Source organism: Roseovarius sp. B-10 (assembly GCF_056859295.1).
Window position 1 is genome coordinate 127,936 of the sequence record NZ_JBSXOE010000044.1, and the last position, 24,342, is coordinate 152,277.

General features: G+C 66.0%; 28 protein-coding genes. 16 read left to right on the top strand and 12 right to left on the bottom strand.

Features of this window, described 5'->3' with window-relative positions; genetic code table 11:
- Positions 1-22: 22 nt before the first annotated feature.
- Both AC13D8_RS19800 and AC13D8_RS19805 read right to left on the bottom strand, forming a co-directional pair.
- On the bottom strand, positions 23-928 hold the full coding sequence (locus tag AC13D8_RS19800) for a fatty acid desaturase (protein ID WP_241691051.1): 906 nt from the start codon (positions 926-928) through the stop codon (positions 23-25).
- Positions 921-1,127 carry a DUF2061 domain-containing protein gene (locus tag AC13D8_RS19805; RefSeq protein WP_129431527.1) on the bottom strand — a complete coding sequence of 69 codons (207 nt, stop codon included), beginning with the start codon at positions 1,125-1,127 and terminating at the stop codon, positions 921-923. The genes AC13D8_RS19800 and AC13D8_RS19805 overlap by 8 nt, the downstream gene beginning before the upstream one ends.
- A gap of 108 nt (positions 1,128-1,235) precedes the next feature.
- Here AC13D8_RS19805 and AC13D8_RS19810 point away from each other — a divergent pair, with 108 nt between their 5' ends.
- Entirely contained in the window at positions 1,236-2,096 is an 861-nt protein-coding gene (locus AC13D8_RS19810) for a helix-turn-helix domain-containing protein (protein WP_482970255.1), read from the top strand.
- 12 nt (positions 2,097-2,108) lie between these two features.
- On the opposite strand, the gene AC13D8_RS19815 is transcribed toward AC13D8_RS19810, so the two are convergent.
- Both AC13D8_RS19815 and AC13D8_RS19820 read right to left on the bottom strand, forming a co-directional pair.
- Entirely contained in the window at positions 2,109-2,816 is a 708-nt protein-coding gene (locus tag AC13D8_RS19815) for an NUDIX hydrolase (RefSeq protein ID WP_482970256.1), read from the bottom strand.
- Positions 2,817-2,843: 27 nt separating this feature from the next.
- A complete protein-coding gene (locus tag AC13D8_RS19820; protein ID WP_482970257.1) occupies positions 2,844-3,242 on the bottom strand; it encodes a DUF983 domain-containing protein in 399 nt (132 codons plus the stop codon).
- A 218-nt stretch (positions 3,243-3,460) separates the two neighbouring features.
- On the opposite strand from AC13D8_RS19820, the gene AC13D8_RS19825 reads away from it, so the two are divergent.
- From AC13D8_RS19825 to AC13D8_RS19840, 4 genes are read left to right on the top strand one after another with little or no spacing between them, the layout of a single operon-like run.
- Positions 3,461-4,096, top strand: a complete 636-nt coding sequence (locus AC13D8_RS19825) for an EF-hand domain-containing protein (protein ID WP_482970258.1) — start codon at positions 3,461-3,463, stop codon at positions 4,094-4,096.
- Positions 4,097-4,152: 56 nt separating this feature from the next.
- Positions 4,153-4,743, top strand: a complete 591-nt coding sequence (locus AC13D8_RS19830; RefSeq protein ID WP_482970259.1) for an RNA polymerase sigma factor — start codon at positions 4,153-4,155, stop codon at positions 4,741-4,743.
- A complete protein-coding gene (locus AC13D8_RS19835; RefSeq protein ID WP_482970260.1) occupies positions 4,730-5,095 on the top strand; it encodes a hypothetical protein in 366 nt (121 codons plus the stop codon). The genes AC13D8_RS19830 and AC13D8_RS19835 overlap by 14 nt, the downstream gene beginning before the upstream one ends.
- On the top strand, positions 5,095-5,592 hold the full coding sequence (locus AC13D8_RS19840; protein ID WP_482970261.1) for a periplasmic heavy metal sensor: 498 nt from the start codon (positions 5,095-5,097) through the stop codon (positions 5,590-5,592). Before AC13D8_RS19835 ends, AC13D8_RS19840 begins: the two co-directional genes overlap by 1 nt.
- A 100-nt stretch (positions 5,593-5,692) precedes the next feature.
- Here the strand turns inward: AC13D8_RS19840 and AC13D8_RS19845 are convergent, their stop codons facing one another.
- Positions 5,693-6,067 (bottom strand): hypothetical protein, encoded by a 375-nt coding sequence (locus AC13D8_RS19845; RefSeq protein ID WP_482970262.1) that lies wholly within the window; start codon positions 6,065-6,067, stop codon positions 5,693-5,695.
- 95 nt (positions 6,068-6,162) lie between these two features.
- Here AC13D8_RS19845 and AC13D8_RS19850 point away from each other — a divergent pair, with 95 nt between their 5' ends.
- The gene (locus tag AC13D8_RS19850) at positions 6,163-6,921 is read left to right on the top strand and encodes an alpha/beta fold hydrolase (protein WP_482970263.1); all 759 of its coding nucleotides are present in this window, start codon (positions 6,163-6,165) and stop codon (positions 6,919-6,921) included.
- Between the two features lie 9 nt (positions 6,922-6,930).
- Here the strand turns inward: AC13D8_RS19850 and AC13D8_RS19855 are convergent, their stop codons facing one another.
- Positions 6,931-7,116, bottom strand: a complete 186-nt coding sequence (locus tag AC13D8_RS19855) for a CTP synthetase (protein ID WP_482970264.1) — start codon at positions 7,114-7,116, stop codon at positions 6,931-6,933.
- 245 nt (positions 7,117-7,361) lie between these two features.
- Here AC13D8_RS19855 and AC13D8_RS19860 point away from each other — a divergent pair, with 245 nt between their 5' ends.
- The 3 genes from AC13D8_RS19860 to AC13D8_RS19870 all read left to right on the top strand — a co-directional run bounded on the left by AC13D8_RS19860 (position 7,362) and on the right by AC13D8_RS19870 (position 10,117).
- A complete protein-coding gene (locus AC13D8_RS19860; protein ID WP_482970356.1) occupies positions 7,362-8,243 on the top strand; it encodes a GAF domain-containing protein in 882 nt (293 codons plus the stop codon).
- A 108-nt stretch (positions 8,244-8,351) separates the two neighbouring features.
- Positions 8,352-9,872 carry an aldehyde dehydrogenase gene (gene adh / locus AC13D8_RS19865; RefSeq protein WP_482970265.1) on the top strand — a complete coding sequence of 507 codons (1,521 nt, stop codon included), beginning with the start codon at positions 8,352-8,354 and terminating at the stop codon, positions 9,870-9,872.
- Positions 9,873-9,997: 125 nt separating this feature from the next.
- Positions 9,998-10,117 (top strand): entericidin A/B family lipoprotein, encoded by a 120-nt coding sequence (locus AC13D8_RS19870; RefSeq protein WP_104017707.1) that lies wholly within the window; start codon positions 9,998-10,000, stop codon positions 10,115-10,117.
- 24 nt (positions 10,118-10,141) lie between these two features.
- Here AC13D8_RS19870 and AC13D8_RS19875 read toward each other — a convergent pair whose 3' ends face one another.
- The 3 genes from AC13D8_RS19875 to AC13D8_RS19885 form a co-directional block, all read right to left on the bottom strand.
- Positions 10,142-10,387: a hypothetical protein gene (locus AC13D8_RS19875; protein ID WP_129431515.1), complete on the bottom strand. Its 246-nt coding sequence runs from the start codon at positions 10,385-10,387 to the stop codon at positions 10,142-10,144.
- A gap of 202 nt (positions 10,388-10,589) precedes the next feature.
- Positions 10,590-10,826, bottom strand: coding sequence for a hypothetical protein (locus AC13D8_RS19880; RefSeq protein ID WP_482970266.1), 237 nt, complete (start codon positions 10,824-10,826; stop codon positions 10,590-10,592).
- Between the two features lie 164 nt (positions 10,827-10,990).
- Entirely contained in the window at positions 10,991-11,647 is a 657-nt protein-coding gene (locus tag AC13D8_RS19885; protein WP_104017706.1) for a GntR family transcriptional regulator, read from the bottom strand.
- A 141-nt stretch (positions 11,648-11,788) separates the two neighbouring features.
- Here AC13D8_RS19885 and dctP point away from each other — a divergent pair, with 141 nt between their 5' ends.
- The 5 genes from dctP (at position 11,789) to AC13D8_RS19910 (ending at position 17,484) form a co-directional block, all read left to right on the top strand.
- Positions 11,789-12,772, top strand: a complete 984-nt coding sequence (dctP, locus tag AC13D8_RS19890) for a TRAP transporter substrate-binding protein DctP (protein WP_482970267.1) — start codon at positions 11,789-11,791, stop codon at positions 12,770-12,772.
- Positions 12,773-12,849: 77 nt separating this feature from the next.
- Positions 12,850-13,398, top strand: coding sequence for a TRAP transporter small permease (locus AC13D8_RS19895; protein ID WP_129431511.1), 549 nt, complete (start codon positions 12,850-12,852; stop codon positions 13,396-13,398).
- The gene (locus AC13D8_RS19900) at positions 13,398-14,711 is read left to right on the top strand and encodes a TRAP transporter large permease (RefSeq protein ID WP_482970268.1); all 1,314 of its coding nucleotides are present in this window, start codon (positions 13,398-13,400) and stop codon (positions 14,709-14,711) included. Before AC13D8_RS19895 ends, AC13D8_RS19900 begins: the two co-directional genes overlap by 1 nt.
- Entirely contained in the window at positions 14,711-15,955 is a 1,245-nt protein-coding gene (locus AC13D8_RS19905; RefSeq protein WP_482970269.1) for a malonyl-CoA decarboxylase, read from the top strand. The genes AC13D8_RS19900 and AC13D8_RS19905 overlap by 1 nt, the downstream gene beginning before the upstream one ends.
- 11 nt (positions 15,956-15,966) lie before the next feature.
- Positions 15,967-17,484 carry a malonate--CoA ligase gene (locus tag AC13D8_RS19910; RefSeq protein ID WP_482970270.1) on the top strand — a complete coding sequence of 506 codons (1,518 nt, stop codon included), beginning with the start codon at positions 15,967-15,969 and terminating at the stop codon, positions 17,482-17,484.
- A 117-nt stretch (positions 17,485-17,601) separates the two neighbouring features.
- On the opposite strand, the gene lepA is transcribed toward AC13D8_RS19910, so the two are convergent.
- Entirely contained in the window at positions 17,602-19,401 is a 1,800-nt protein-coding gene (gene lepA / locus AC13D8_RS19915; protein ID WP_482970271.1) for a translation elongation factor 4, read from the bottom strand.
- A gap of 80 nt (positions 19,402-19,481) precedes the next feature.
- Between lepA and AC13D8_RS19920 the strand changes: the two genes are divergently transcribed.
- Complete coding sequence (locus AC13D8_RS19920) at positions 19,482-19,760, top strand: acylphosphatase (protein WP_129431507.1); 279 nt, start codon at positions 19,482-19,484, stop codon at positions 19,758-19,760.
- A 124-nt stretch (positions 19,761-19,884) separates the two neighbouring features.
- On the opposite strand, the gene metG is transcribed toward AC13D8_RS19920, so the two are convergent.
- Positions 19,885-21,615, bottom strand: coding sequence for a methionine--tRNA ligase (gene metG, locus AC13D8_RS19925; RefSeq protein ID WP_482970272.1), 1,731 nt, complete (start codon positions 21,613-21,615; stop codon positions 19,885-19,887).
- Between the two features lie 210 nt (positions 21,616-21,825).
- On the opposite strand from metG, the gene AC13D8_RS19930 reads away from it, so the two are divergent.
- Positions 21,826-23,094, top strand: a complete 1,269-nt coding sequence (locus AC13D8_RS19930) for an MFS transporter (protein WP_482970273.1) — start codon at positions 21,826-21,828, stop codon at positions 23,092-23,094.
- A gap of 5 nt (positions 23,095-23,099) precedes the next feature.
- Here the strand turns inward: AC13D8_RS19930 and AC13D8_RS19935 are convergent, their stop codons facing one another.
- Positions 23,100-24,323: an MFS transporter gene (locus tag AC13D8_RS19935; protein ID WP_482970274.1), complete on the bottom strand. Its 1,224-nt coding sequence runs from the start codon at positions 24,321-24,323 to the stop codon at positions 23,100-23,102.
- Positions 24,324-24,342: the final 19 nt, after the last annotated feature.

Here is a 24,342-nt window from a genome sequence, read left to right on the forward strand (position 1 = left end):
AGGCCAAACTTTGTCCCTCACCTCACCCCCGGCGCCACGGCCAGAGCGGATGCGGCACCGGGTCCTTGGCCCGCCACAGGTAGTCGCGGAAGATCGCGCCATAGGAGCGGTAGACATAGCCGCTGTTGCGCCGCTGGTAATGCTCGCGCCGCGCGGCGTAGAGCGCGGGCAGCCGGTACCACGGCACCTCGGGGTGCATGTGGTGCACCGCGTGCAGGTTGTTGTTGAGAAACAAGAGCGCCAGCGGTCCCCGATCCTCGACGATCACGGTGCGCCCGCTCGCGCGCTCGTGTGCGCGGTGCTCGAGGAAGGTGCGGATCTTCAGGAGCGCGATGCCGATCCACACTGCTGCGAGGTAGGCCCAGAGCGGCATCGGCGCATACCACACCCATGCCAGCACCACCGCCACCTGCGGCACATGCCAGACCCATGAGCGCAGCACCGACCGGTCGCCTGCGCGGATGGCCTGCCAATCGGCGCGCAGGAAGGCCACCTGCGCGATGAGTGGCCCGAGAATCAGCCGCCCCGCCAGCGTGTTGTTGGCCCGCAGCACCACGCGCCCCCAGCGCGGCAGGCGGCCCCACACGCCCGGGTCGAGATAGTTCGATTCGGGGTCGTCATAGGGGTCGGTCAGGTGCTCTTCTCGGTGGTGCGCGAGATGGGTGTCGCGGAACCGGCCATAAGGGATGACCAGGCACAGGCAGGGAAAGACCACCGCCTCGTTCCACAGGCGCTGACGGAACGGGTGGCCGTGCAGCGCCTCGTGGCACAGCGAGGAATGCAGCGCGATAGCCACCCCGGTGACGGCAACCCCCAGCGGCAGCCACAGCGCCGCCGCCCATGTGGTGCCGATGATCCAGGCGCCGTAGCAGGCGATCAGCAGCGCCAGCGTTGGCCATTCCACGGCGGGCATGCGCAGCTTATCCATGGCTGCGACCCCAGTGGATGCGGGACCAGACGCGCTCGTAGATCACGTAGGTGGCAAAGCCGATCGCGGTGTTGATCGCCGCCATCAGCCCGCCCGCCGTGAGCGAGCCGGTGACGAGCAACCCGACCGTCGCCATGACCGAGAGCCCGAGCAGGTTCCAGATCACCGCCTTCACGATGCTACGCAATCGCGTCTCCATGACACCTCCGATTTGGTTGGACGATGCCTGTAGAATGCTTGCGATTTGATTGATCGGCCATTTCGGAAATGGTTAACATTTCTACGCAAATGTGATTTTAATCACCAAATGACTGAAAAAATCGACAAACGTTTACGCGCCACCCTGTTCCGTAGCCGCCTGGCCGAGGCGATGCGCCTGCGTGATACCAATCAAAGCGCGCTCGCCCGCGCCATCGGGGTGGATCGTTCCACGGTGTCGCAACTGCTCAAGGGGGTGGGGGCGCGGCTGCCCAACGCGCAGGTGGTGGGCGAATGCGCGGGCGCGCTCGGGGTATCGGCCGATTGGCTTCTGGGACTTACCGACCGGCCAGAGACCGCCGCCGACATGCTGGCCAATACGCTGTCGCTGACCGAGGCGCCGCGCGCGCTGGTCGACGAGCAGATTTTCCAGTGGCACAAGGAGGCAGCGGGCTACAAGATCCGCCACGTGCCCGCCGGTCTGCCCGACATGCTCAAGACCCGCGAGATGCTGGAATGGGAATACGCGCCGCATCTGGGGCGCTCCACCGACCAGGCGATCGGTGCGTCGGAGGATCGTATGACGTGGATGCGCGCCGCGCGCTCGGACTACGAGATCGCGCTGCCGCTCTTCGAGGTCGAGAGTTTCGCACGCGGCGAGGGCTATTACCGCGATCTGCCCGACGATGTCCGGCGCGCGCAGCTCGACCATTTCATCGCGGTCACATCACAGCTCTATCCCGGCCTGCGGCTTTACCTGTTCGACGCCCGCCGGCTCTATTCCGCGCCGGTCACGATCTTCGGCCCGTTGCTGGCGGTGCTCTACCTTGGGCGCAATTACCTGGTGTTTCGCGATACCGAGCGGGTACAGGCCATGACCCGGCATTTCGACGGGCTGTTGCGTGAGGCCGCGGTCACCGCGCGCGCCTTGCCGGATCACCTGCGCGCGCTGCGGGACGAGACGACGTAGCGCGGCCCCGGCTCAGGCCGACGGCATCCCCTTGAGCCGCAGGAACAGGCTCTCCTCGTCGTCATTGCGGAAGAACGGCACCGAGGCGGGCGGCGTGCGGTCGTGGGCGCGCGCGCTCACCTCTGCGAGTACGACTTCGGTGATGAAGGGCAGGTCGTGGCGGCGTGCCTCGGTCAAAGGCACCCATTGCAAGTGGCTCAACTCCTCGCAAGCGGCCGAGAAGTCGTCGGGGTCCCCGGCGATGGCCTCGGCATGGACGAGGAAGAACCGCGCATCGAAGCGGCGCGGGCGGCCCGGCGGGGTGATCGCGCGGAACACGAATTGCAGCGCGTCGGCGCGCGGCACAAGCCCGCGCGCGGCGAACCCTGTCCAGTCGGGCGGTGCCGCGCCGGGCCACGCGCCGGGCGTGCCGAGGGCGAGGCCGGTTTCTTCCCACAACTCGCGGATTGCGGCGGCGGCGAGCGCTTGGCCGAGGTCGCGGTCGCAATCCTCGCGCAGCCGTTCGGCGCAGAGCGGCGGCAGCGGGCGCGCGAGGGGAACAGTGGCGTCGGACTCATCGACCGCGCCGCCGGGAAAGACGACCTTGTTGGGCATGAAGGCCGCAGCGGCGCCGCGCTGCCCCATGAGCACATGCGGCGCGCCTGCATGCTCGCGCAGCACGATCACCGTGGCGGCGTCGCGCACCGGCACCGGCGCTGCGTCTGTCTGCGTGTCAGGCATTCGCCCCTCTTTCCGCGTGGCGGGGCGTCAGTCCTCGCCCCCGAATCCGTGCATTCTCTTGGCCCATTGCAGGCCGACCATGGCCCCCTTGAGGCGCGGCAGAAGGTATAGCGACAGCGCGATGGTGCCAACAGCGAATGTGGTGAACAGCACGAGCGGCTCGGGCCGCCACGTCTCGAACACGAACATCAGGAGGGGTGCCATCAGGTGGCCGACGATCAGGATGGTCAGGTAGGCCGGTCCGTCATCTGCGCGCTGGTGGCTGAGATCCTCGCGGCAGACCGGGCAATGGTCGCGCACCTTGAGATAGCTGCGCAGGAGCGGGCCGCTGCCGCAATTGGGGCACTTGCCGCGGAAGCCGCGCCACATCGCGCGGCGGGCGTCGCGTTCGGTGCTGGTGATCTCGGTGGCGGTGGTATCGCGCATTGTGTCCTCTCGCGGCTGGTGGCGCGAACATGGCGTGGTGCGCGCCGGATTTGAAGGCGACAGCCTGTCCTTGCGGCGCCATGTCGCGTGCCCGCGCGGACCGTCTGCGAAAAAAATCGCCCAGGGCGCGCCGGAACGTCCCGCTTGAGCCGTATCAGGCTATGGGTGCCCGGAAAAGAGGTGGCACCGCAACACCGATCACACGAGGAGAGATCATCATGCGACATATGGGACGTCTGGCGGGGCTCGCGCTCGTCATCGCTCTGGGCGGCGGGCTGAACGCGGCGGCCGAGGCGCAACAGCAGGGCGGCATGGGCCAAGGTATGGGCCAGGGCATGGGCATGGGCCAAGGTATGGGCCAAGGCATGGGCATGGGCCAAGGCATGGGCATGCAGGGCTACGGGCCAATGAACATGGCCGAGCGCTTCGGCGAGGCGGATGCAGATGACGACGGCAAGGTCAGCCGCGACGAGATGGTGGCGCGCATGACCGAACAGGCCGCCGAGCGGATCGGTGCGCGTGCAGATCGGATGATCGCCCGGCATGACGGTGACGGCGACGGGATGCTGACGCTGGAAGAGCTGCAAGCAGGCCCCGCCGGGCGCATGTTCGGGCGGATCGATGCCGATGGCGACGGAGCCATTTCGCGCGATGAATTCGCGAACATGCGCGAGATGTATCATGGACCGGAGGGCGGACAGCGCTACGGGCGGCATCACGGCGAGCGCCACGGCGACCGCCACGGAGGTGGCGCGGGCATGGGTCATCACGGCGCGCGGCACCACGGCAAGGACGGGAGTGGCATGGGGCAGGGTGGCGTCGTCATCCACCACCATTACTACTACGACAACTGAGTCCATCCGCGCCCGCCGCTTGTGACGCGGCGGGCGCGGCGCTAGCCTCGCGCGTGATGACCATGCCCCTCGACGCCAGCAGCGACCTGTCCGATGAGGACCTGCTCGACGCCTTCGCGCGCGGCGACCGGGCTGCGGCGCGGGTGCTTACGCTGCGGCTCACCCCGCGGGTGCTGGCCCATGCCGGGCGGCTTCTGGGCAGCCGCGCCGAGGCCGAGGAAGTGGCGCAGGAGGCGATGCTGCGGCTATGGCGGCAGGCTGCGAACTGGCGCGCGGGCGAGGCGCGGGTCACGACCTGGCTCTATCGCGTTGTCGCCAACCTGTGCATCGACCGGCAGCGCCGGGCGCGGGGCGGTACGGTGGCGCTCGATGCCGTGCCCGAGCCGCCCGACCCGGCCTGCGACGCGCCCGGGCGGATGCAGGACCGCGCCCGCGCCGAGGCGTTGCAGGCGGCGCTGGCGCAACTGCCCGCGCGGCAGCGGCAGGCGGTGCTGCTGCGCCATATCGAGGGCTGCGCCAACCCCGAGATCGCCGAGATCATGGATACCACGGTCGAGGCGGTCGAGAGCCTGACCACGCGCGGACGGCGCGCGCTGACGCGGGCGCTGGCCGCGCGCAAGGAGGAGCTGGGATATGTCGACGAGTGACAAAGACAACTGGCAGGAGGCGGCGCTCGCGCCGTTCTTTGACGCCGCGCGCAGGCAGGCGCCCACGCCGTCCACCGACCTGATGGCACGGGTGCTGGAGGATGCCGAGGCCGCGCAGGTCCGGTACGCGGCGGCAACGCGGCCGGTCGCGCCGCGCGCCGGTCTGTGGGTGCGCATCCGGCAGGGGCTGGGCGGCTGGCCGGCGATGACCGGGCTGGCAGCGGCAGGGCTTGCCGGGGTCTGGATCGGGCTCGCCCTGCCCGAGGTGCTGCCGGGTCTGGAACCGACTGCGGGCGATTACGTGGTCGATATCGCGCCCGACCTGGCGCTGGAGACGGGAGGGGGGTTCTGATGTCTGAGGAGACGGGCGGGCAGGGGCGCGGCTGGCGCATCATCCTCATCGCGTCGCTGGCACTCAATCTGCTGGTCGCGGGCGTGATCGGCGGCTGGGTGGTACGCCACGGGATCGGGCCGCACCGGGATCATGGGCCGCATTCCGCGCGGCTGGCGCAACTGGGCGGGCCGCTCACCCGTGCGCTGGATGCCGAAGGGCGCGTGGCCATCGTGGCGCGGCTGCACGGGGAGCCCGGCGCGCAAGAGGCGCGCCGGGCAGCGTTGCGCGAAAGCTTCGAGGCGCTGCTGGCCGATTTGCGTGCGCAGCCTTTCGACGCGGCGCGGGTGACGGCGCGGCTCGACGCGCAGCGCGCGCAGGTGGCGGACCGGTTCGAGGCCGGGCACGCGGCGCTGGTGGCGCATCTGGCCGCGATGAGCGACGCCGAGCGCGCCGCCTATGCCGACCGGCTGGAAGAAAATGTGCGCCGCTGGCGGCACCACCCGCATCATCGCTAGAGCGTGTCGCGTTCATTCGCATTCATGCGACACGCTCCAACTCGTTGATTTCGCATGTTCAAGGGGCTCAAAACCGGTTCCCACTTTTGAGCAACATGCGCTAGGCGGCGTGGACGTAGCGCCACAACAGGTAGAGCAGCACGCCGAAGATCATCAGGTTGAGCACGATCCCGCCCAAGAGCCGCAGGATCGCCGTGTTGCGCCGCTCTCGCGGGTCGATCCGGTCGAGATGGCGGTGCATGTCGGCAAAGGCCGCCTCCACGGCGCGGTGGTCGAGCAGGCGGGCAAGGCGGGGGTGGTTCATCCAGTCCTGCGCGCCCAGAAGCGTAGCGGCGGCGCGGCGCTGGCGGCGCGGCAACAGCCGTCCGGCGCGGCGGACCTGCCGTTCCAGCGAGTGGCCGCGCAGCCCCAGCCTTTCCCTGAGCGCGGCTTGCAACACCGTGATCCGGCCGTCGAATTGCTTCGTGTCGATCATCGGCGGGCTGCTCTCCCCCGTGCTGGTCTCGCGCCGGGTGCGGGCCCGGTCCCGAGGGCTGGTCATCGGCGCGGTGCGGCGATATGCAGGCCCCCATGTTGAACATGATCGAGCATGGCACCGCCTCTGACAAGCCGGGAGTGTTGATCGCGCACGGGCTCTACGGGTCGGCGCGCAACTGGGGCGTGATCGCCAAGCGGCTGTCGGATACGCGCCGCGTGGTGGCGGTGGACATGCGCAATCACGGCGGCAGCCCGTGGTTCGACACGCATGGCTACCCGGAGATGGCGGAGGATCTGGCCGAGGTGATCGGGAACCTCGGTGGCGCGTGGAACGTGCTGGGCCATTCGATGGGCGGCAAGGCGGCGATGGTGCTGGCGCTGAGCCATCCCGATCTGGTCAACAGGCTCGTCGTGGCGGATATCGCGCCGGTGGCCTATGGGCACAGTCAGGTACAGTATGTCGAGGCGATGAAGGCGGTGGACCTGGACCGGGTTGAGCGGCGCCCGGACGCGGGCGCGCAACTGCTGGAGCGGGTGGACAACCCCGACCTGGTCCCGTTCTTCCTGCAATCGCTTGACGTGAAGGCAAAGCGCTGGCTGCTCAACCTCGATACACTGGCGCGGGAAATGCCGAAAATCCTCGGATTTCCCGAGGTGTCGGGTATCTACGAGGGCCGCACGCTGTTCCTGTCCGGGGCGGAGTCGGACTATGTCCGCCCTGAACACCGCGACCGGATCAAGGCGCTGTTTCCCGCCGCGCGCTTCGCGAAAATCCCAGGCGCGGGGCATTGGCTCCATGCCGAGAAGCCGCGCGAGTTCGAGGCGGCGGTGCGCGCGTGGCTCGATAGCTGAGCGCGTCGGTCAGGTGTTTTCGTAGAGCTTTTTGGTCACCATCCACGTCACCGGAAAGGCCACGACGAAGCCGAGCGCGGCGGCGATCAGGATTGGCGTGAGCGTGTCGCGGCCGAGGACGAGCGCGGCGATCACGGCAGAGCCCGCGAGGGTGGAGCCGATGAAGAGATGCAGGATGAATCCAAGGCGTAGCATGGGGCCCTCCGGTTTGATGGTCGTTGCGCCAGAGATTAGCCGGTACTCCGGGCGGGCACCTTGATCTGGGTCACGATGGCCCTGGATTTACACAGGCGGGCCCTGTGGGGTATCTTGATCCGATAGCCAATCGCGGGAGACGCGCCATCACCGACAAGCGCAACCATGTGGACCGGGTGCTTGAACAGTTGCACTCGACCTCTGCTCCGGCACGATCACGGGTGGTGGCGTCCTGGCGGCGGTCGATGCTCAAGCATGGGCTGGACCCCGCGGAGCGGCGCGTGCCCGAGCGGGTGGAGGAGGCCGAGTTGCGGCAGCGGCAGGTGGGGCTGGAGCAGTTCCTTCAGGTGGCCGCGCCGAAACTGGATCAGCTGTTCGGTCTGCTGGGCCATTCGGGCTGTGCCGTGTTGTTGACCGATGCCGAGGGCGTGGTGCTGGATCAGCGCTGTGCCGATGCCGATGCGGCGGTATTCGAGGACTGGGGGCTGTGGCAGGGAGCCGACTGGTCCGAGGCCGCCGAGGGCACCAACGGGATCGGCACCTGCATCGCAGAGGATCGGCGGGTCATCATCCATCGCGACGAGCACTTCCTGGCGCGTAACACGGCGATGAGCTGCATGGATGCGCCGATCTACGGGGCCAACGGGCGGATCATGGCGGCGCTCGACGTGTCCTCGGCGCGGTCGGATCAGACCGAGGCGTTCAACCGGCTGATCGGTGCGATGGTGGCGCAGACCGCGCGGCAGATCGAGGCCGATAATTTTCGCGCCGCCTATCCGCGTGCGCGCATCATCTATGCCGATCACGACGAGAGCGAGGCGGCGATGCTGCTGGCGGTGGATAGCGACGATATCGTGGTCGGGGCCACGCGGGCGGCGCGCAAGGCGTTCAACCTAGGCAATGAAGCGGCGATCCGCCCGGTGCCCGCAAGCGATCTTTTCGGTCGCGAGGACGGCCCGCGCGGCTTTGAGAAGGCCGAACGCGCGGCGGTGATTCGGGCGCTGGCGCGAGCGGGTGGCAATGTCTCGGAGGCGGCTCGGGCGCTGGGAGTCGGGCGGGCGACGCTCTACCGGCGGATGAATCGGCTGGGTCTCTACGAAAGCACGGGCGATCTGTCTCAGGAGTGAGACAGGTTGCCATGCCCGTCCCCGGTGCACGGGGTGACGGGGTGCGCGGTGGCGCGCAGGGTATCCTCATTCCCGGCGGAGGACCGGGGGCAACCGGAGGAAACCCGAATGAACGAGATGACACAGGTCGAAGGCCGCCACGGCGCGCCCTTCAAAGCCCATTACGACAATTTCATCGGTGGCGCGTTCGTGCCGCCCGTGAACGGGCACTATTTCGAGAACATCACGCCAATCACCGGCGCGGTCGTGTGCGAGGTGGCGCGCTCGGACGCGGCGGATGTGGAACTGGCGCTCGATGCCGCCCATGCCGCGAAGGAGGGTTGGGGGCGGACATCCGCCACCGAACGCGCCAACATCCTGCTCAAGATCGCCGAGGCGATGGAAACCAATCTGGAAATCCTGGCGCAGGCCGAGACATGGGACAACGGCAAGCCCATTCGCGAGACGATGGCCGCCGATATTCCGCTGGCGGTCGACCATTTCCGTTACTTCGCGGGCGTGCTGCGCGGGCAGGAAGGCACCATGTCCGAGATCGACCATGACACGGTCGCCTATCATTTCCATGAGCCGCTGGGCGTCGTGGGGCAGATCATCCCGTGGAATTTCTCGATCCTGATGGCGGCGTGGAAGCTGGCCCCGGCGCTGGCGGCGGGCAATTGCATCGTGCTGAAACCGGCGGAACAGACCCCCGCCGCGATCATGGTGCTGGCGGAGCTGATCGTCGATCTGCTGCCGCCCGGCGTGCTGAACATCGTCAACGGCATGGGCGCCGAGGTTGGCGCGCCGCTCGCGAAATCGCCGCGTATCGCCAAGATCGCCTTTACCGGCTCGACCGAGACCGGGCGCAAGATCATGCAGGCCGCGACCGAGAACCTGATCCCCGTCACGCTGGAACTGGGGGGCAAGTCGCCCAACATCTTCTTCTCGGACGTGATGGCAGAAGATGACGCCTTCCTCGACAAGGCCGTCGAAGGTTTCGTCCTCTTCGCTTTTAACCAGGGCGAGGTCTGCACCTGCCCCAGCCGCGCGCTGATCCAGGAGGATATCTACGAGGAATTCATCGCCCGCTGTATCGCCCGGGTGAAGGCGATCAAGCAGGGCGATCCGCGTGATCCCGAGACGATGGTGGGCGCGCAGGCCAGTGCCGAGCAGCAGGACAAGATCATGTCCTATCTCACCATCGGCGTCGAAGAAGGGGCCGAGGTGCTGGTCGGCGGCGATGCTGCGCCGATGGATGGCGACCTGGCGGGGGGCTATTACGTGCAGCCCACGATTCTGAAAGGCCACAACAAGATGCGGGTGTTCCAGGAGGAAATCTTTGGCCCCGTCGTCAGTGTCACGACCTTCAAGGACGAGGCCGAGGCGCTCGCCATCGCCAATGACACGATGTACGGCCTCGGGGCCGGTGTCTGGACGCGCGACGGCAGCCGTGCCTATCGTTTTGGCCGCGCGATCGAGGCGGGGCGTGTCTGGGTCAACAACTATCACGCCTATCCGGCGCATGCGGCCTTTGGTGGCTACAAGCAGTCAGGCGTCGGGCGCGAGAACCACAAGATGATGCTTGACCACTATCAGCAGACCAAGAACATGCTGGTCAGCTACAACCCCAACAAGCTCGGCTTTTTCTGAAGGTGAAAGCGTGATGAGCGCGGGCCGTCGGGGAAACCCGGCGGCCTTTTGGCATCTTTGCGATCGAGTTTGCGGGCAGTCGGCCTGCGCTATATGGATGAGGGGATGAAACAGGAGAACGCGACATGAAACGGACGATGATCGGGCTGCTAGCCTGTATGGCGCTGGCGGCGTGTGAGACGGTGCAGGGCGCCGGGCGCGACTTGCAGAATGCCGGGCGCGCGGTGGAACAGGCGGTGGAGTGAAGCGGGCCGGGCCACCCGCGTGAGTCACACTTCCGGTTGCGATGGCCTGGGAACGAGGCCGCCCGCGCGCGTGTGATCGAAATTCGGATCCCGCCGCTTGATGCGCCGGGAGATCACGTAGGCCAGCGGCCACGCGGCAAGCGCGCCCACGGCGGCTGCCCCGCCGATGGCGGGCCACGAGTAGTAGCCAAGGGTTAGAACGGTGATGACGAGCGCCCCCACCGTCATGGGCCCGGTGGCAAGGGTGAGATAGAAGCTCAGACGGTCCATGCTGGTCCTCCTTTCGCTGTCGCCTTCGAGGTGGGAACGCGAGAGGGGATGTTTCAAGGGGCGCGCCGTAGGGCAGGCGGCAACCCGCCGTTGCGACAGGTGTGGGGGACGGTGGGTTGGCAACCACCCTGCGGTGGCCCGGGCTTGGCGGGGCGGCATCGGCGACGGGTCGCGATGCCGCCCGTGATCCGGAATGGTCAGATCAGTTGATTCCGAGCATGTCCTTGGCCTCGGCAAGCGTGGCGACCGAGGCTGCATGGTCGCCCGCCTCGTGCTGTTCCTCGCCGAGGGCACGCAATTCCTTGACCTTGGTCATCTCGGCGTCGGTGAGGCTGGCCTCTTCCATGGCTGCGTCGATCTTGGACATATCCATCGGGCACTGCCCGGCGATGGCCGGCACCGCGAAGGTGAGGGAAGCGATAAGGGCGAGATATTTCATGATTTGGTCCTCCTGTTGTGACGTTCAGAAAGAAATAGTGTCGCTTTGGCAGATGTCGAGGTTGGGCCTTGGCGTCGCGGGGCGAAGGGCGGCTGAGAGTGCCCGATCTTGCGAACCGCGCCGGAATCCATCCCGATCCCGCTATTGCGAGCGTGCCTCGGGGGTCATTCCGCCGCGTCGCGCAGGCTCGACATCAAGAGGTGGAACTTCTCGCCCTGAATGGCGACATGGCCGCGCAGCGCCTCTGCAGCACGCTCCGCCTCGCCCGCGCGCAGGGCGGCGACGATTGCCTCATGCTCGGCCATGGATTGCTGCATCCGCCCGCGCAACCGCAGTTGCAACCGGCGAAACGGCTTCAGTCGCCGGTGCAGGCGCAGCGCCTCCTGCTCCAGAAACCCGTTGCCCGCCTGATGATAGATCACGTGGTGGAACTGCTCGTTCTCGCGGTAATAGCCATCCGTATCGCCCGCCTCCACCGCGGCCGTGCAGCGGGCGTTGGCGGCGTCCAGATCCTGCAAGGCGGTTTCGGAAATACGCTGCGCCGCCAGCCGACCGCAGACCCCCTCGATCTCGGCCATGGTCTCGAACATCTCCATCAGCTCGACCGGGCCGGGCTGACGGATGAACACCCCCCGGCGCGGTATCTGTTCAGCGAGGCCCGAGGCCACAAGCCGCTGCAACGCCTCGCGGATTGGCGTGCGCGACACGTCGAACTGCCGCGCCAGCCGGATCTCGTCCAGCCGGTCGCCATCGTTGAACCCGCCGGTGAAGACAAGCTCCTCCAGCGCATCCGCAATGATATCGGCCCGGCGTTGTGACATGAAAAAAGTCTAGGCGGCAAAGACTTTGTGCGCAAGATGGAATTTCTTGTATACAAAAATCTTGACTTTGAATTCAAACCACCAAAGACTGCACGCATGCTCGCGGGTCAGACGGCCCCAAGGCAGTAATGGGAGGAAAACATGAAACACACATTCACCGCGGCCATGGCCGCAAGCGTGCTGCTTCTGGGGGGAATGGCAAACGCCACCGAACTGCGCCTGTCGCACCAGTGGTCCAACAGCGACGTGCGTCACAAGGTGGCGCAAATGGTTGCCGACGAGGTTGCCGCCGCCGATGTCGATCTGGAGATCAGGATTTTCGGTTCCAAATCGCTGTTCAAGCCGCGCGAGCAATACACCCCGCTCAGCCGTGGCCAGCTCGACATGACGGTTCTGCCGCTTAGCTATGCGGGCGGTCAGCAACCCGCCTACAACCTCACCCTGATGCCGGGCCTCGTGAAGAACCACGATCACGCCGCGCGCCTGTCCGACAGCCCCTTCATGGAGGCGATCGAGGCGAAAATGGCCGAGGATGACGTGATGGTTCTGGTGCATGGCTATCTTGCGGGCGGGTTCGCCGGCAAGGACAAGTGCATCACCAAGCCAGAAGACATCCAGGGCCTTCAGACCCGGGCGGCGGGCAAGGCGTTCGAGCAGATGCTGGCGGGGGCAGGGGCCTCGATCGCGTCGATGGCAAGCTCGGAAATCTACAACGCCATGCAGACCGGCGTTTTGGATGCGGCCAACACCTCGTCCTCGTCCTTCGTCTCTTACCGAATCTACGAGCAGGTGAGCTGCTACACCCCCGCAGGCGACGTGGCGCTGTGGTTCATGTATCAGCCGCTCCTGATGAACAAGACCACCTTTGAAGGTCTGACCGAAGACCAGCAGGCCGCGCTCTTGGCCGGGGCTGAAAAGGCCGAAGCCTATTACCTCGAAGAGGCCAAGAAGCAGGACGCCAACTCGGTCGAGGTATTCGAGAAGGCCGGTGTCGAAATCGCCCACATGACCCAGGAAGAATTCGACGCCTGGCGCGCGATCGCGCAGGAAACCTCTTACAAGGCATTTGTCGAACAGGTGCCCGACGGGCAGGACCTGCTCGACATGGCGCTTGCCGTCGAGTGACGTGACACCCATGCCGCGCCCCACGATCGGGCGCGGCATCCCTGGACTGAAACCCCGACGACCATCAGGAGTGCCAAATGTCTGGCCAGACCTCGGGCGCCGTCGCGCGCACCGGTAACAATCCATTCCTGCGTGCTGTTGCCGCGATCTCGACTCTCGCTGGCTGGATCTCGGCCGGCATGATCGTCTCGGCAGTGCTGATCACTTGCCAGATGATCTGGATTCGTTTCGTGATGAACGGCTCGACGATCTGGCAGACCGAGGCGGTGATCTACCTCATGATCGCGGCCACGCTTCTGGGTTTGCCCTACGTCCAGCGATTGCGCGGGCATGTGAACGTGGACCTGATCCCGCTCGCCCTGCCGCGCCGCATGCGCAAGGGGCTGGGGATTCTGACGCTGTCGCTCTCCATCCTCGTCGTGGGAAGCATGCTCTGGTACGGCTATGACTTCTGGCATTTCGCCTGGGCGCGCGGATGGACCTCCGACACGGTCTGGGCGGTGCGGCTGTGGATACCCTACCTCGCCATCCCGGTGGGCTTTGGCCTGTTCCTGTTGCAACTGGTGGCTGATCTCGTGGCCCTCATCCTCGATATCGACACCGCTTTCGGACTGGAGGACGCCTGATGGATCCGCTTCTGCTTGGCCTCGTCGTCGCCATCGCGACCATCGTCGTGCTGTTTTCCGGTGTTTCGGTCGCGGTCGGTCTGTTGATCGTCGCGGGCGGGTTCCTGATCATTTTTGACGGGATGCGCTCGTTGGAGCTCATGCCCGAGATATTCTTTGGCAAGCTTGATAATTTCGCGCTTCTGTCGATCCCGATGTTCATCATCATGGGTGCCTCCATCGCCTCGACGCGGGCGGGTGCCGACCTGTACGAGGCGCTGGAGCGGTGGCTCACCCGTGTGCCCGGCGGCCTCGTGATCTCCAACCTCGGGGCCTGCGCGCTCTTCTCGGCGATGTCCGGCTCCTCGCCCGCCACCTGTGCCGCCATCGGCAAGATGGGCATCCCCGAGATGCGCAAGCGCGGCTACCCCGATTCCGTCGCCGCAGGCTCCATCGCGGCGGGCGGCACGCTCGGTATTCTGATCCCGCCCTCGGTCACCATGATCGTCTACGGCATCGCCACGGAGACCTCGATTGGCCGGCTCTTTCTGGCGGGGGTCATTCCCGGCTTTCTGCTTGTGGTGCTCTTCATGGCCTGGTCGCTCTACCAGACGTGGCGCTCGGGCGATGTGAACCTGTTGCGCGTGACCCCCTATACCTGGGCGCAGAAATTCGAGATCCTGCCCCGCGTCCTGCCCTTTCTCGCGATCATCCTCGGCGTGCTCTACGCAATGTATGGCGGCATCGCTACGCCGTCCGAGACCGCCGCCGTCGGTGCGCTGCTGTGCCTGGTGATCGCGATGGTGATCTACAAGCTGTGGGATCCCCGCGCGCTCTGGGTGGTGCTGCGCGACAGCACCCGCGAAAGCGTGATGATCCTGTTCATCATCGCGGCGGCGGGGGTGTTTTCCTACATGCTCTCGTCGCTCTTCATCACCCAGTCCATCGCCGAATGGATCGGCACGCTTGACGTCAATCGCTGGGTGCTGATGGGCACGATCAACGTCTTTCTGCTCATCGCCGGTTTCTTCCTGCCCCCCGTGGCGGTGATCCTGATGGCGGCACCAATTCTGCTGCCGATCATTACCATCGCCGGGTTCGATCCGATCTGGTTCGCGGTGGTGCTGACCATCAACATGGAAATCGGCCTGATTTCGCCTCCCGTCGGTCTCAACCTCTACGTGATCAACGGCATCGCCCCCGATATCAAGCTCAAGACGATCCTCTACGGCTCGCTGCCTTATGTCGGTTGCATGATCCTTGCAATCATCCTCTTGTGCCTGTTTCCGGGACTGGCCACATGGTTGCCGAATGCAGTGATGGGGATGGGCTGATGAGCGTTCTTGCTGACCTCTTGTCGACGGTGTTCGAGCGCCGCTATCGTGGTGCGTCCGAGCCTGACCGGCAAAATCGAAGCATCGAGGCGCTGTGTCGTGATCTGTTGGGCAGTTCCGGCGAGGTGTCGGGGATGGCGCTTGCGCGGCTGATCCTGGACCGTTACGCGGGCCTCGAGGATGAGGGAAAGCTCGCGTTCTTCGAGTTTCTGACGCAGGATATGGGCGTCGATCCAGAAGCGGTGCGCGACACGCTCAATGCGTTCGAGACCGCGCCGGACCGCAAGACCTATCGCGCATTCATGAATGCCGCCGAGCCGCCGCGCCAGGAGTTGGCCCGCCGTCTCAACCAGGTGCCAGGGGCCACGGCGCGGCTTGTGGCGATGCGGGCGGACCTCTTGCGCCTCGCGGACGACAATCCGGCGCTTTCAGTGGTCGATCTCGATCTCAAGCACCTCTTCGCTTCGTGGTTCAATCGCGGCTTTCTGGTCTTGCGCCCGATCAACTGGACCAGTTCGGCGGATGTGCTGGAAAAGATCATCGCCTATGAGGCGGTGCATGCGATTGACAGCTGGGACGACCTGCGCCGTCGTCTGGCGCCCAAGGACCGGCGCTGTTTCGGCTTTTTCCACCCCGCGATGCCCGACGAGCCGCTGATCTTCGTCGAGGTTGCGCTCAGCCGCGGCATTCCCGGTGCAATCCATGACGTGCTGTCGGAGGAACGCGAGGCCATCGCGCCCGACGCGGCGGACACGGCCGTGTTCTACTCGATCTCCAACTGCCAGTCGGGGCTCGCGGGTATTTCGTTTGGCAATTCGCTGATCAAGCAGGTGGTGGCCGATCTGTCGCAGGAGCTGCCCAATCTCAAGACCTTCGTCACCCTCTCGCCGATTCCGGGCCTCGCCCGCTGGATGGACGAGACCGGCACCGCGATGCCAGAGACGAACGACGCCCGCCGCCAGATCGCCGCGCATTACCTGCTGAACGCCAAGCGCGACAAGGGCGGGCCCTACGATCCGGTGGCGCGGTTCCATCTGGGCAACGGGGCCTCTGTCCACGCGATCCACGCGGGCGCGGACCGCTCGCCCAACGGGCAGCGGCAATCGGGCGGCGTGATGGTGAACTACCTCTACGACCTGCGCCAGATTTCGCAGAACCACGAACGATTTGCAGCGTCGGGCGAGATCGCGGCCTCGCCCGATGTCACGGCGCTCGCCGCAGCCTCCGCCAAGACGACGGAGTGAAGGACAAGACCATGGCTAATCCCCTCTACGACACGCTCTTCGGTTGCCATGCGGGACGCACGGCCCCGTTCCTGTATCTCGCGGATGGCGGCACGCTCAGCTATGACGCCTTCTTGCGGCTGGCCGCCCGGTATGCCCATGCCTTTTGCGTGGCGGGGCTCGAACCCGGCGACCGGCTTGCGGCTCAGATCGAGAAATCGCCCGAGGCGCTTGCCGTCTATGCCGCCTGCGTGCAGGCAGGCATCGTGTTCCTGCCGCTCAATACCGGCTATACCGGGGACGAACTCGAGTATTTCGTGACCGACAGCAGCGCGAAACTGCTCTTGTGCGACGGCGCCCGCGCCGATGCGCTGCGCCCCATGGCCGAGGCGGCGGGCGCGGTGCTCATGACGCTCGATGCGGGTGGCAGCGGCACGTTGTCCGACGCGGCCCGGGATATGCCAGAGACCTTCGACACCATCCCGCGCGATGGCGATGATCTTGCGGCGTTTCTCTATACCTCGGGCACGACGGGCCGGTCGAAGGGGGCGATGCTGACACAGGCCAACCTGCTGTCGAATGCCGAGGTTCTGGTCGCGTACTGGCAGTTCAGCGCCGATGATGTGCTGCTGCACGCTCTGCCGATCTTTCACACCCACGGCCTGTTCGTCGCCACCAACATCGTGCTTCTGGCCGGTGGCGCGATGATCTTTCTGTCGAAATTCGATCTCGACCAGGTGATCGCGCACCTGCCGCGCGCCACTACGATGATGGGGGTGCCGACCTTCTACACCCGGCTGCTGGACGATCCGCGCTTTACCCGCGAGTTGGTGGCACATATGCGGTTGTTCACCTCCGGTTCGGCCCCGCTGCTGGCCGAAACGCATGTGGCGTTCGAGGCGCGCACCGGGCACCGCATCCTCGAACGCTACGGCATGACCGAGACCAACATGAACACCTCCAACCCCTATGACGGCGAGAGGCGCGCGGGCACGGTGGGGTTCCCGCTGCCGGGGGTGGAGCTGAGGATCACCGATCCCGAGAGTGGCGAGATATTGCCGCAGGGCGAAATCGGTCTCATCGAGGTGCGCGGACCCAACGTGTTCAAGGGCTATTGGAACATGCCCGAGAAAACGGCGGAGGAACTGCGCGAGAACGGGTTCTTTATCACTGGCGATCTGGGGCTGATCGACGATCGCGGCTATGTCCAGATCCTGGGGCGCAACAAGGATCTGATCATCTCCGGCGGTTACAACATCTATCCCAAGGAGATCGAGTTGCTGCTCGACGATCAACCCGGCGTTCTGGAAAGCGCGGTGGTGGGTGTGCCGCATCCCGATTTCGGCGAAACGGTGGTCGGGTTTCTCGTGCCGCAAGCGGGCATGACACCCGATCTCGATGCGATCGGCGCGGCGGCGACACGGTCGCTGGCGCGCTTCAAGCATCCGCGCAAACTTATCTTACTCGACGCGCTGCCGCGCAACACGATGGGCAAGGTGCAGAAGAACGTCCTGCGAGCTGAATATGGCGGGCTGTTCACCGATTCCTGACAGGGTTGGGCAGGCCGGGGGCCTTTTCGCGACCATGCCGATCCGCTGCCGCGCGTATCAAGCCCGCGTTGAACGAAGCTTTGCGCTGGCGGCTGTGACAAATCCGGTCATTCGCGTTTATCCATCCATCTTCAGCGCCGAGATGAACGCCTCCTGCGGGATTTCCACGCGGCCGAACTGGCGCATTTTCTTCTTGCCGGCCTTCTGCTTCTCCAGGAGTTTTTTCTTGCGTGTCGCATCCCCGCCGTAGCATTTCGCCGTCACGTCCTTGCGCAGCGCCGAGAGCGTCTCGCGGGCGATGATCTTGCCGCCGATGGCCGCCTGGATCGGAATCTTGAACATGTGGCGGGGGATCAGGTCCTTCAGTTTCTCGCACATCGCGCGGCCGCGCATCTCCGCCCGGTCGCGGTGGACCATCATCGACAGCGCGTCCACCGGCTCGTCATTGACCAGAACCTGCATCTTTACCAGCCGGTCCTCGCGGTAGCCTTCGAGCTGGTAATCAAACGAGGCATAGCCCTTGGTCACCGATTTGAGCCGGTCGTAGAAGTCGAACACCACCTCGTTCAATGGCAGGTCATAGACCACCATTGCGCGGCTGCCCGCGTAGGTGAGGTCGAGTTGCAGGCCGCGACGGTCCTGGCAGAGCTTGAGCACGTCGCCGAGATATTCGTCGGGCACGAGGATCGTGGCCTTGATGCGCGGCTCCTCGACCCGGTCGACGAGCGAAGGGTCGGGCATGTCGGCGGGGTTGTGCAGATCGACCCGCTCGCCGTCCTTCATGTAGAGGTGATAGACCACCGACGGTGCGGTGGTGATCAGCTCGATATCGTATTCGCGCTCGATCCGGTCGCGGATCACCTCGAGGTGCAGGAGCCCGAGAAACCCGCAGCGAAAGCCGAAGCCCAAGGCAGCGGAGCTTTCCATCTCGTAGCTGAAGGAGGCGTCGTTGAGGGCGAGCTTCTCGATGGCGTCGCGCAGGTCGTCGAACTGCGCGGAATCCACCGGGAAGAGGCCGCAGAACACCACCGGCACCGAGGGTTTGAAGCCTGGTAGTGCCTTTGCACAGGGGCGTTTTTCATGGGTGATCGTGTCACCGACGCGGGTGTCGCGCACCTGCTTGATCGAGGCGGTGATGAAGCCGATCTCGCCCGGTCCCAATGCGTCCACTACCGTCATCGCCGGGCGGAACACGCCGATGCGCTCAACATTGTAGGTGGCGCCGGTCTGCATCATGCGGATGCGGTCGCCCTTCTTCATCACGCCGTCCATGATCCGCACGAGCACGACGACCCCGAGGTAGAGGTCGTACTTGCTGTCCACGAGCATGGCCTTGAGCGGTGCGTCGGCGTCGCCCGTGGGCGGCGGCAGGTGGGCGATGATCGCCTCGAGCGTCTCGCGGATGCCTTCGCCGGTCTTGGCCGAGACGGGGATCGCGCCGGAGGCGTCGATGCCGATCACCTCCTCGATCTGCTGCGCGGTGCGTTCGAGATCGGAGGCCGGCAGGTCGATCTTGTTGAGCACCGGCACAAGCTCGTGATTGGCGTCGATGGCCTGGTAGACATTGGCCAGTGTTTGCGCCTCGACCCCTTGCGTGCTGTCCACCACCAGGAGCGAGCCCTCGACCGCGCGCATGCTTCGCGACACCTCGTAGGAGAAATCCACGTGGCCGGGCGTGTCGATGAGGTTGAGCACGTATTGCTGGCCGTCATCGGCGGTGTAGTCGATGCGGACGGTGTTGGCCTTGATGGTGATGCCGCGTTCGCGCTCGATATCCATGGAGTCGAGCAACTGTTCCTTCATGTCCCGCTCGGCGACGGTATCCGTCATCTGGATCAGCCGGTCGGCAAGGGTGGATTTGCCGTGGTCGATATGCGCCACGATGGAGAAATTGCGGATTTGCGAGAGCGGTGTCATGGCTGTGGCATATGGCGGGGAAGTGGTGCCCGGTCAAGGCGGATCGTGCTAGGATGGCGGTGCTGGAAAGGGAGGCCAACATGTCTGGGATCAAGGCAGTCGGGGTGCGTGTCGGGGGCCGGGTGCAGGGGGTGAGCTTTCGCGCTTGGGCGCAGGTGGAGGCGCAGGGGCGCGGCCTGTCGGGCTGGGTGCGCAACGAGGCCGACGGGGCCGTGCGCGCGCATCTGGAGGGTCCGGCGCGCGACGTGGATGCGATGCTCGCCGCGCTGCACAAGGGGCCGCCGGCGGCGGTGGTGCGCGAGGTGACGGTGCAGGAGGCGGTGCCGGAGGGGGGCACGCATTTTGACATAAGGCGGTAGTGGGAAAGGGCGCGCGCGCGGGGGCGTTATGGCCTGTTCCTGCCATTCGCATCCTGCCCTCGCGCGGCTCCTCAACCGGTGCGCTGAATGGTAGCTCAAGGCCGGAGACGCCCGCTCGCGCCCCTCAGCCCCGCGTGCCGGAGAACCGCGCCTGCCAGTCCTCGCGCGCCTCGTCGGATATCTTGGCAAAGAGCACCTCGGGCACCTCGAATCCGTGGCCGGGCGCGAGCGTGTCGAGCGCGGCGGGGACGTCGTCGGGCCAGCTTGTGTCGTCGGTTTTCATCGCCGCCAGCATTGCCTGCGCCGCGTCGGGGATGAAGGGCGCGGACAGCACGGCGTAGAGCCGCACGAGGTTGAGTGCGAGCCGGATCTGCACTGCCGCGCGCCCGGGGTCTTCCTTGAAGGTGGCCCAAGGCGCGGCGTCTTGCAGGTACTCGTTGCCCTCGACCCAGATCGCGCGCAGCGCGCTGGCCGCCTTGCGGATCTCGATCGCCTCCATATGCGCCTCGTAGTCCCCGATCCGCGCCGAGAGCCGGTCGATGAGCGCCTGTTCCTGTGCGCCATACTCGCCGCCCTCGGGCACCTGCTCGCCGAATTTCGAGCGGCAGAACTTGGTCACGCGGGAGACGAAATTGCCCAGCACGTCGGCGAGGTCCTTGTTTACCGAGGCCTGGAAATTCTCCCAGGTGAATTCGCTGTCGGAATTCTCGGGCGCATGGCTCAGCAGCCACCAGCGCCAGTAATCGGCCGGCAGGATGTCGAGTGCGTCGTCCATGAACACGCCGCGCCCCTGGCTGGTGGAGAACTGGCCGCCGTCATAGTTGAGGTAATTGAACGACTTGATGTAATCGACGAGCTTCCACGGCTCGGACCCGTCATGGTTTGCGCCCATCAGTGTCGCCGGAAAGGAGAGCGTGTGAAATGGGACGTTGTCCTTGCCCATGAACTGGGTGTAGCGCACATCGGCGGCGCCCTTGTCGGTGCGCCACCAGCGTTCCCACGCCTTGGCCTCCAGCCCCTGTGCCTCGGCCCATTCTGCGGCGCAGGCGATGTACTCGATGGGCGCGTCGAACCACACGTAGAAGACCTTGCCCTCCATTCCCGACCACGGCGCGCCCTCGAACTGCACCGGGATGCCCCAGTCGAGATCGCGGGTGATGCCGCGATCCTGCAAGCCATCGCCATCGTTGAGCCATTTGCGCGCGATCGAGGTGGTCAGTACCGGCCAGTCGACCTTGGTGTCGATCCAGTCGCTGAGCGCGCGGCGCATCACCGACTGGCGCAGGTAGAGATGGCGCGTCTCGCGCACCTCGAGATCGGTCGCGCCGGAGATGGCCGAGCGCGGGTCGATCAGGTCGGTCGGATCGAGCTGCTTCGTGCAGTTTTCGCATTGATCGCCGCGGGCCTTGTCATAGCCGCAATTGGGGCAGGTGCCCTCGATGTAGCGATCCGGCAGGAAGCGCCCGTCGGTTGGAGAATAGACCTGTTTCTCACGCACCTCCTCGATCAGCCCGGCCTCGTGCAGGCGGACCGCGAGATGTTGGGTCAGGCGGCAGTTCTGCGGGCTGGAAGAGCGTCCGAAATGATCGAACCCGAGGCGAAACCCGTCGGAGAGCCGTTTCTGCACGGCCCACATCTCGGCGCAATACTCGTCCACTGGCTTGCCCGCCTTGGCGGCGGCAAGCTCGGCGGGGGTGCCGTGCTCGTCGGTGGCGCAGAGATAGAGCACTTCGTGGCCGCGCCCGCGCAGATAGCGCGCGTAGAGATCGGCGGGCAATTGGCTGCCCACGAGGTTGCCGAGATGCTTGATCCCGTTGATATAGGGGATCGCCGAGGTGATGAGGTGACGTGCCATCGTGCCGGACTGCCTTTGTCGCCTGGAACTGCTTCTCCCGCGTTTAACCGCCCCGTGCCCAAAGGGCCAGAGGCCGCACCCCCGCCTGCCGCATATTTGCGCATGTGCGCGGGCGCGGTGCGGGGGATGCGAATCCGGTTTGACGCGGTCCGTGCGCGGGTGTAGCGGCGCGGGCGAGAAAGGGCCATCAGCCGAGAGGGAATCGCCGCGATGTTCAAGGTTATCGGCTCGGTCTGGGCGCTGCTGCTGGGCATGATGCTGGTCATGATTGGCAACGGCATGCAGGCCACGCTCATGGGTGTGCGCGGCGGCATCGAGGGCTTTGGCACGCTGGAGCTGTCGATCATCACCTCGGCCTATTTCGTAGGCTTTCTCGCCGGCAGCCGTGTGACGCCCGAGATGATCCGCCGGGTGGGGCATGTGCGGGTCTTTGCCGCGCTGGGCTCGTTCCTCTCGGCGGGGCTCATCGCATTCCCCGTGCTGACCGATCCCTATAGCTGGACGGTGATCCGGGTGCTGCTGGGCTTCTGTCTCGCCGGGGTCTACGTCACCGCCGAAAGCTGGCTCAACAACGCCGCCACAAATACCACGCGCGGCAAGATCATCTCGGCCTACATGATCGCCCAGACCTCGGGGATCATCGCGGCGCAGGGGTTGATGAACCTCGGTGACGCCGGGGGCTACCTGCTGTTCGTGGTGCCCTCGATCCTCGTGTCGCTGAGCTTTGCGCCGATCCTGCTGTCGGCCTCGCCGACGCCCGCTTTCGAGACCGACAAGCCGATGACGCTGCGCCAGCTCTATGACAGCTCGCCGCTGGCGAGCGTGGGGATGCTGATCCTCGGCGGCATCTTCGCGGCACAATTCGGCATGGCCTCGGTCTATGGTGCACAGGCGGGGCTGAGCGTGGCGCAGATCAGCGGATTTGTCGCCGCCATCTTTGCCGGCGCGGTGGCGTTTCAGATGCCCATCGGGTGGCTGTCGGACCGGATGGACCGGCGCTGGCTGATCCTCGGGGTGGCGGCAGTGGGTGCGGTGAGTACCGGGGTGGGGGCGTTCCTCGGCGTCGATTTCGAGACGCTGCTGGTGCTGGGATTCGTCATGGGGGGCATGGCCTCGCCGCTCTATTCGCTGTTCATCGCCTATACCAACGACTTCCTCGAGGTCGAGGACATGGCCGCTGCCTCGGGCGGGCTGGTTTTCGTCTACGGGATGGGGGCGATCGCCGGGCCGATGGTGACGGGGCAGCTGATGGACATCGTCGGGCCGCACGGGTTCTGGCTGTTCCTGGCGGCGCTGTTCGCGCTTATCGCCGCCCATGCCACGTGGCGGATGACCTGCCGCCCCGGGGTGCCGGTGGATGAGACGGGGGCCTATGTGGGTGTGTCGCCGACGGGCTCGCCGGTGGCGCTGGCAGCAGCGCAGGAATGGTACGTGGAGACCGCCGAGGAAAGCGCGGCGGAGGACGCGCGCGAGGACTGAGGCGCTCAGTCGCGGTCGCGGCTGCGCCCGGTCAGACGCCCGATGAGGAACGAGGTGCGCGGTGCCCAGACATAGGGTGTGCGCGCCTTGGCCGGGGGCCGGGCGAGCATCCGCATGAGACCGAAAAGCACCAGCCCGGCATGCCCGACTGCTATCATGGCGAACATCGCCCCCGGGCCGAACCGCTCGATCAGTGCAGAGGCCATGAGCGGCGCTGCCATTGCCCCCACGGCAAAGAAGAACATCAGCGCCGCCGACAGCTCTACCCGCTCGGAACTGTCAGCGAAATCATGGGCATGGGCCGCGCAGACCGAGTAGATCGGGAAGGTCGTGAGCCCGAAGAAGAAGGCCGTCGCCAGCACGCCCGCGGTGCCCAGATCGTGGGTCATGGCGGTCGTGACGCTCGATACGATGGCCGCCAGTGACAGGCCGATCAGCACCCAGCGGCGGTCGTAGCGGTCGGCGAGCCATCCCACGGGGTATTGCGCGACCGCGCCGCCCAGCACGAAAACCGCGAGGAACCCGGCGATCTGGTCCACGGCGAGGCCGACCTGCTGGCCGTAGAGGGGGCCGACCATGCGGAAGGAGGCCGACGAGAGGGCGGCGACCAGAACCCCCGCCGTGGCCAGCGGCGAGCGGGCCACCAGCAGCATCGGGCGCAGGCGCGGGGCGGCGGGTGTCTCGGGCTGGCGCAGGCGCGACAGGGTCAGCGGCAGGAGCGCCGCGCAACACAGTAAGGCCAGGAGATTATAGGAAAAATACGTGGCAGGGGGCAGCACCGAGATGAGCAGCTGGGCGGCCAGCGAGGCGCCCATGTCGACCACCCGGTAGACGCCCATGGTGCGCCCGCGGGTGGCGTTGGTGACCTTGGCCTGAAGCCACGCCTCGATCACCGTGTAGCACCCCGCCACGCAGAGGCCGGAGGCCACCCGCATGACGGCCCAGGCATAGGGGTCGGTGACCATCATGTGGCCCAAGAGGCCGATGGCCCCAGCGGCGGTGAAGGCGGCGAAGGCGCGGCTGTGCCCGACCGTCCCCATCAGCCGCGGGGCGTACCAACACCCCAGAAAGAAACCGAAAAAATGCGCCGAGCCCAGGAGGCCGATCTGCGCGGTGGTGTAGTCGAGCGCCAGCCCCGAGAGGGCATCCAGCGGCCCGACCCCGCCGGTGGAAAGCTGCAGCAGGACGACCGAGAGGAACAGGGCGGCGAAGGAGATGATCAGGCGCATGATGACGCCAGCATCGCAG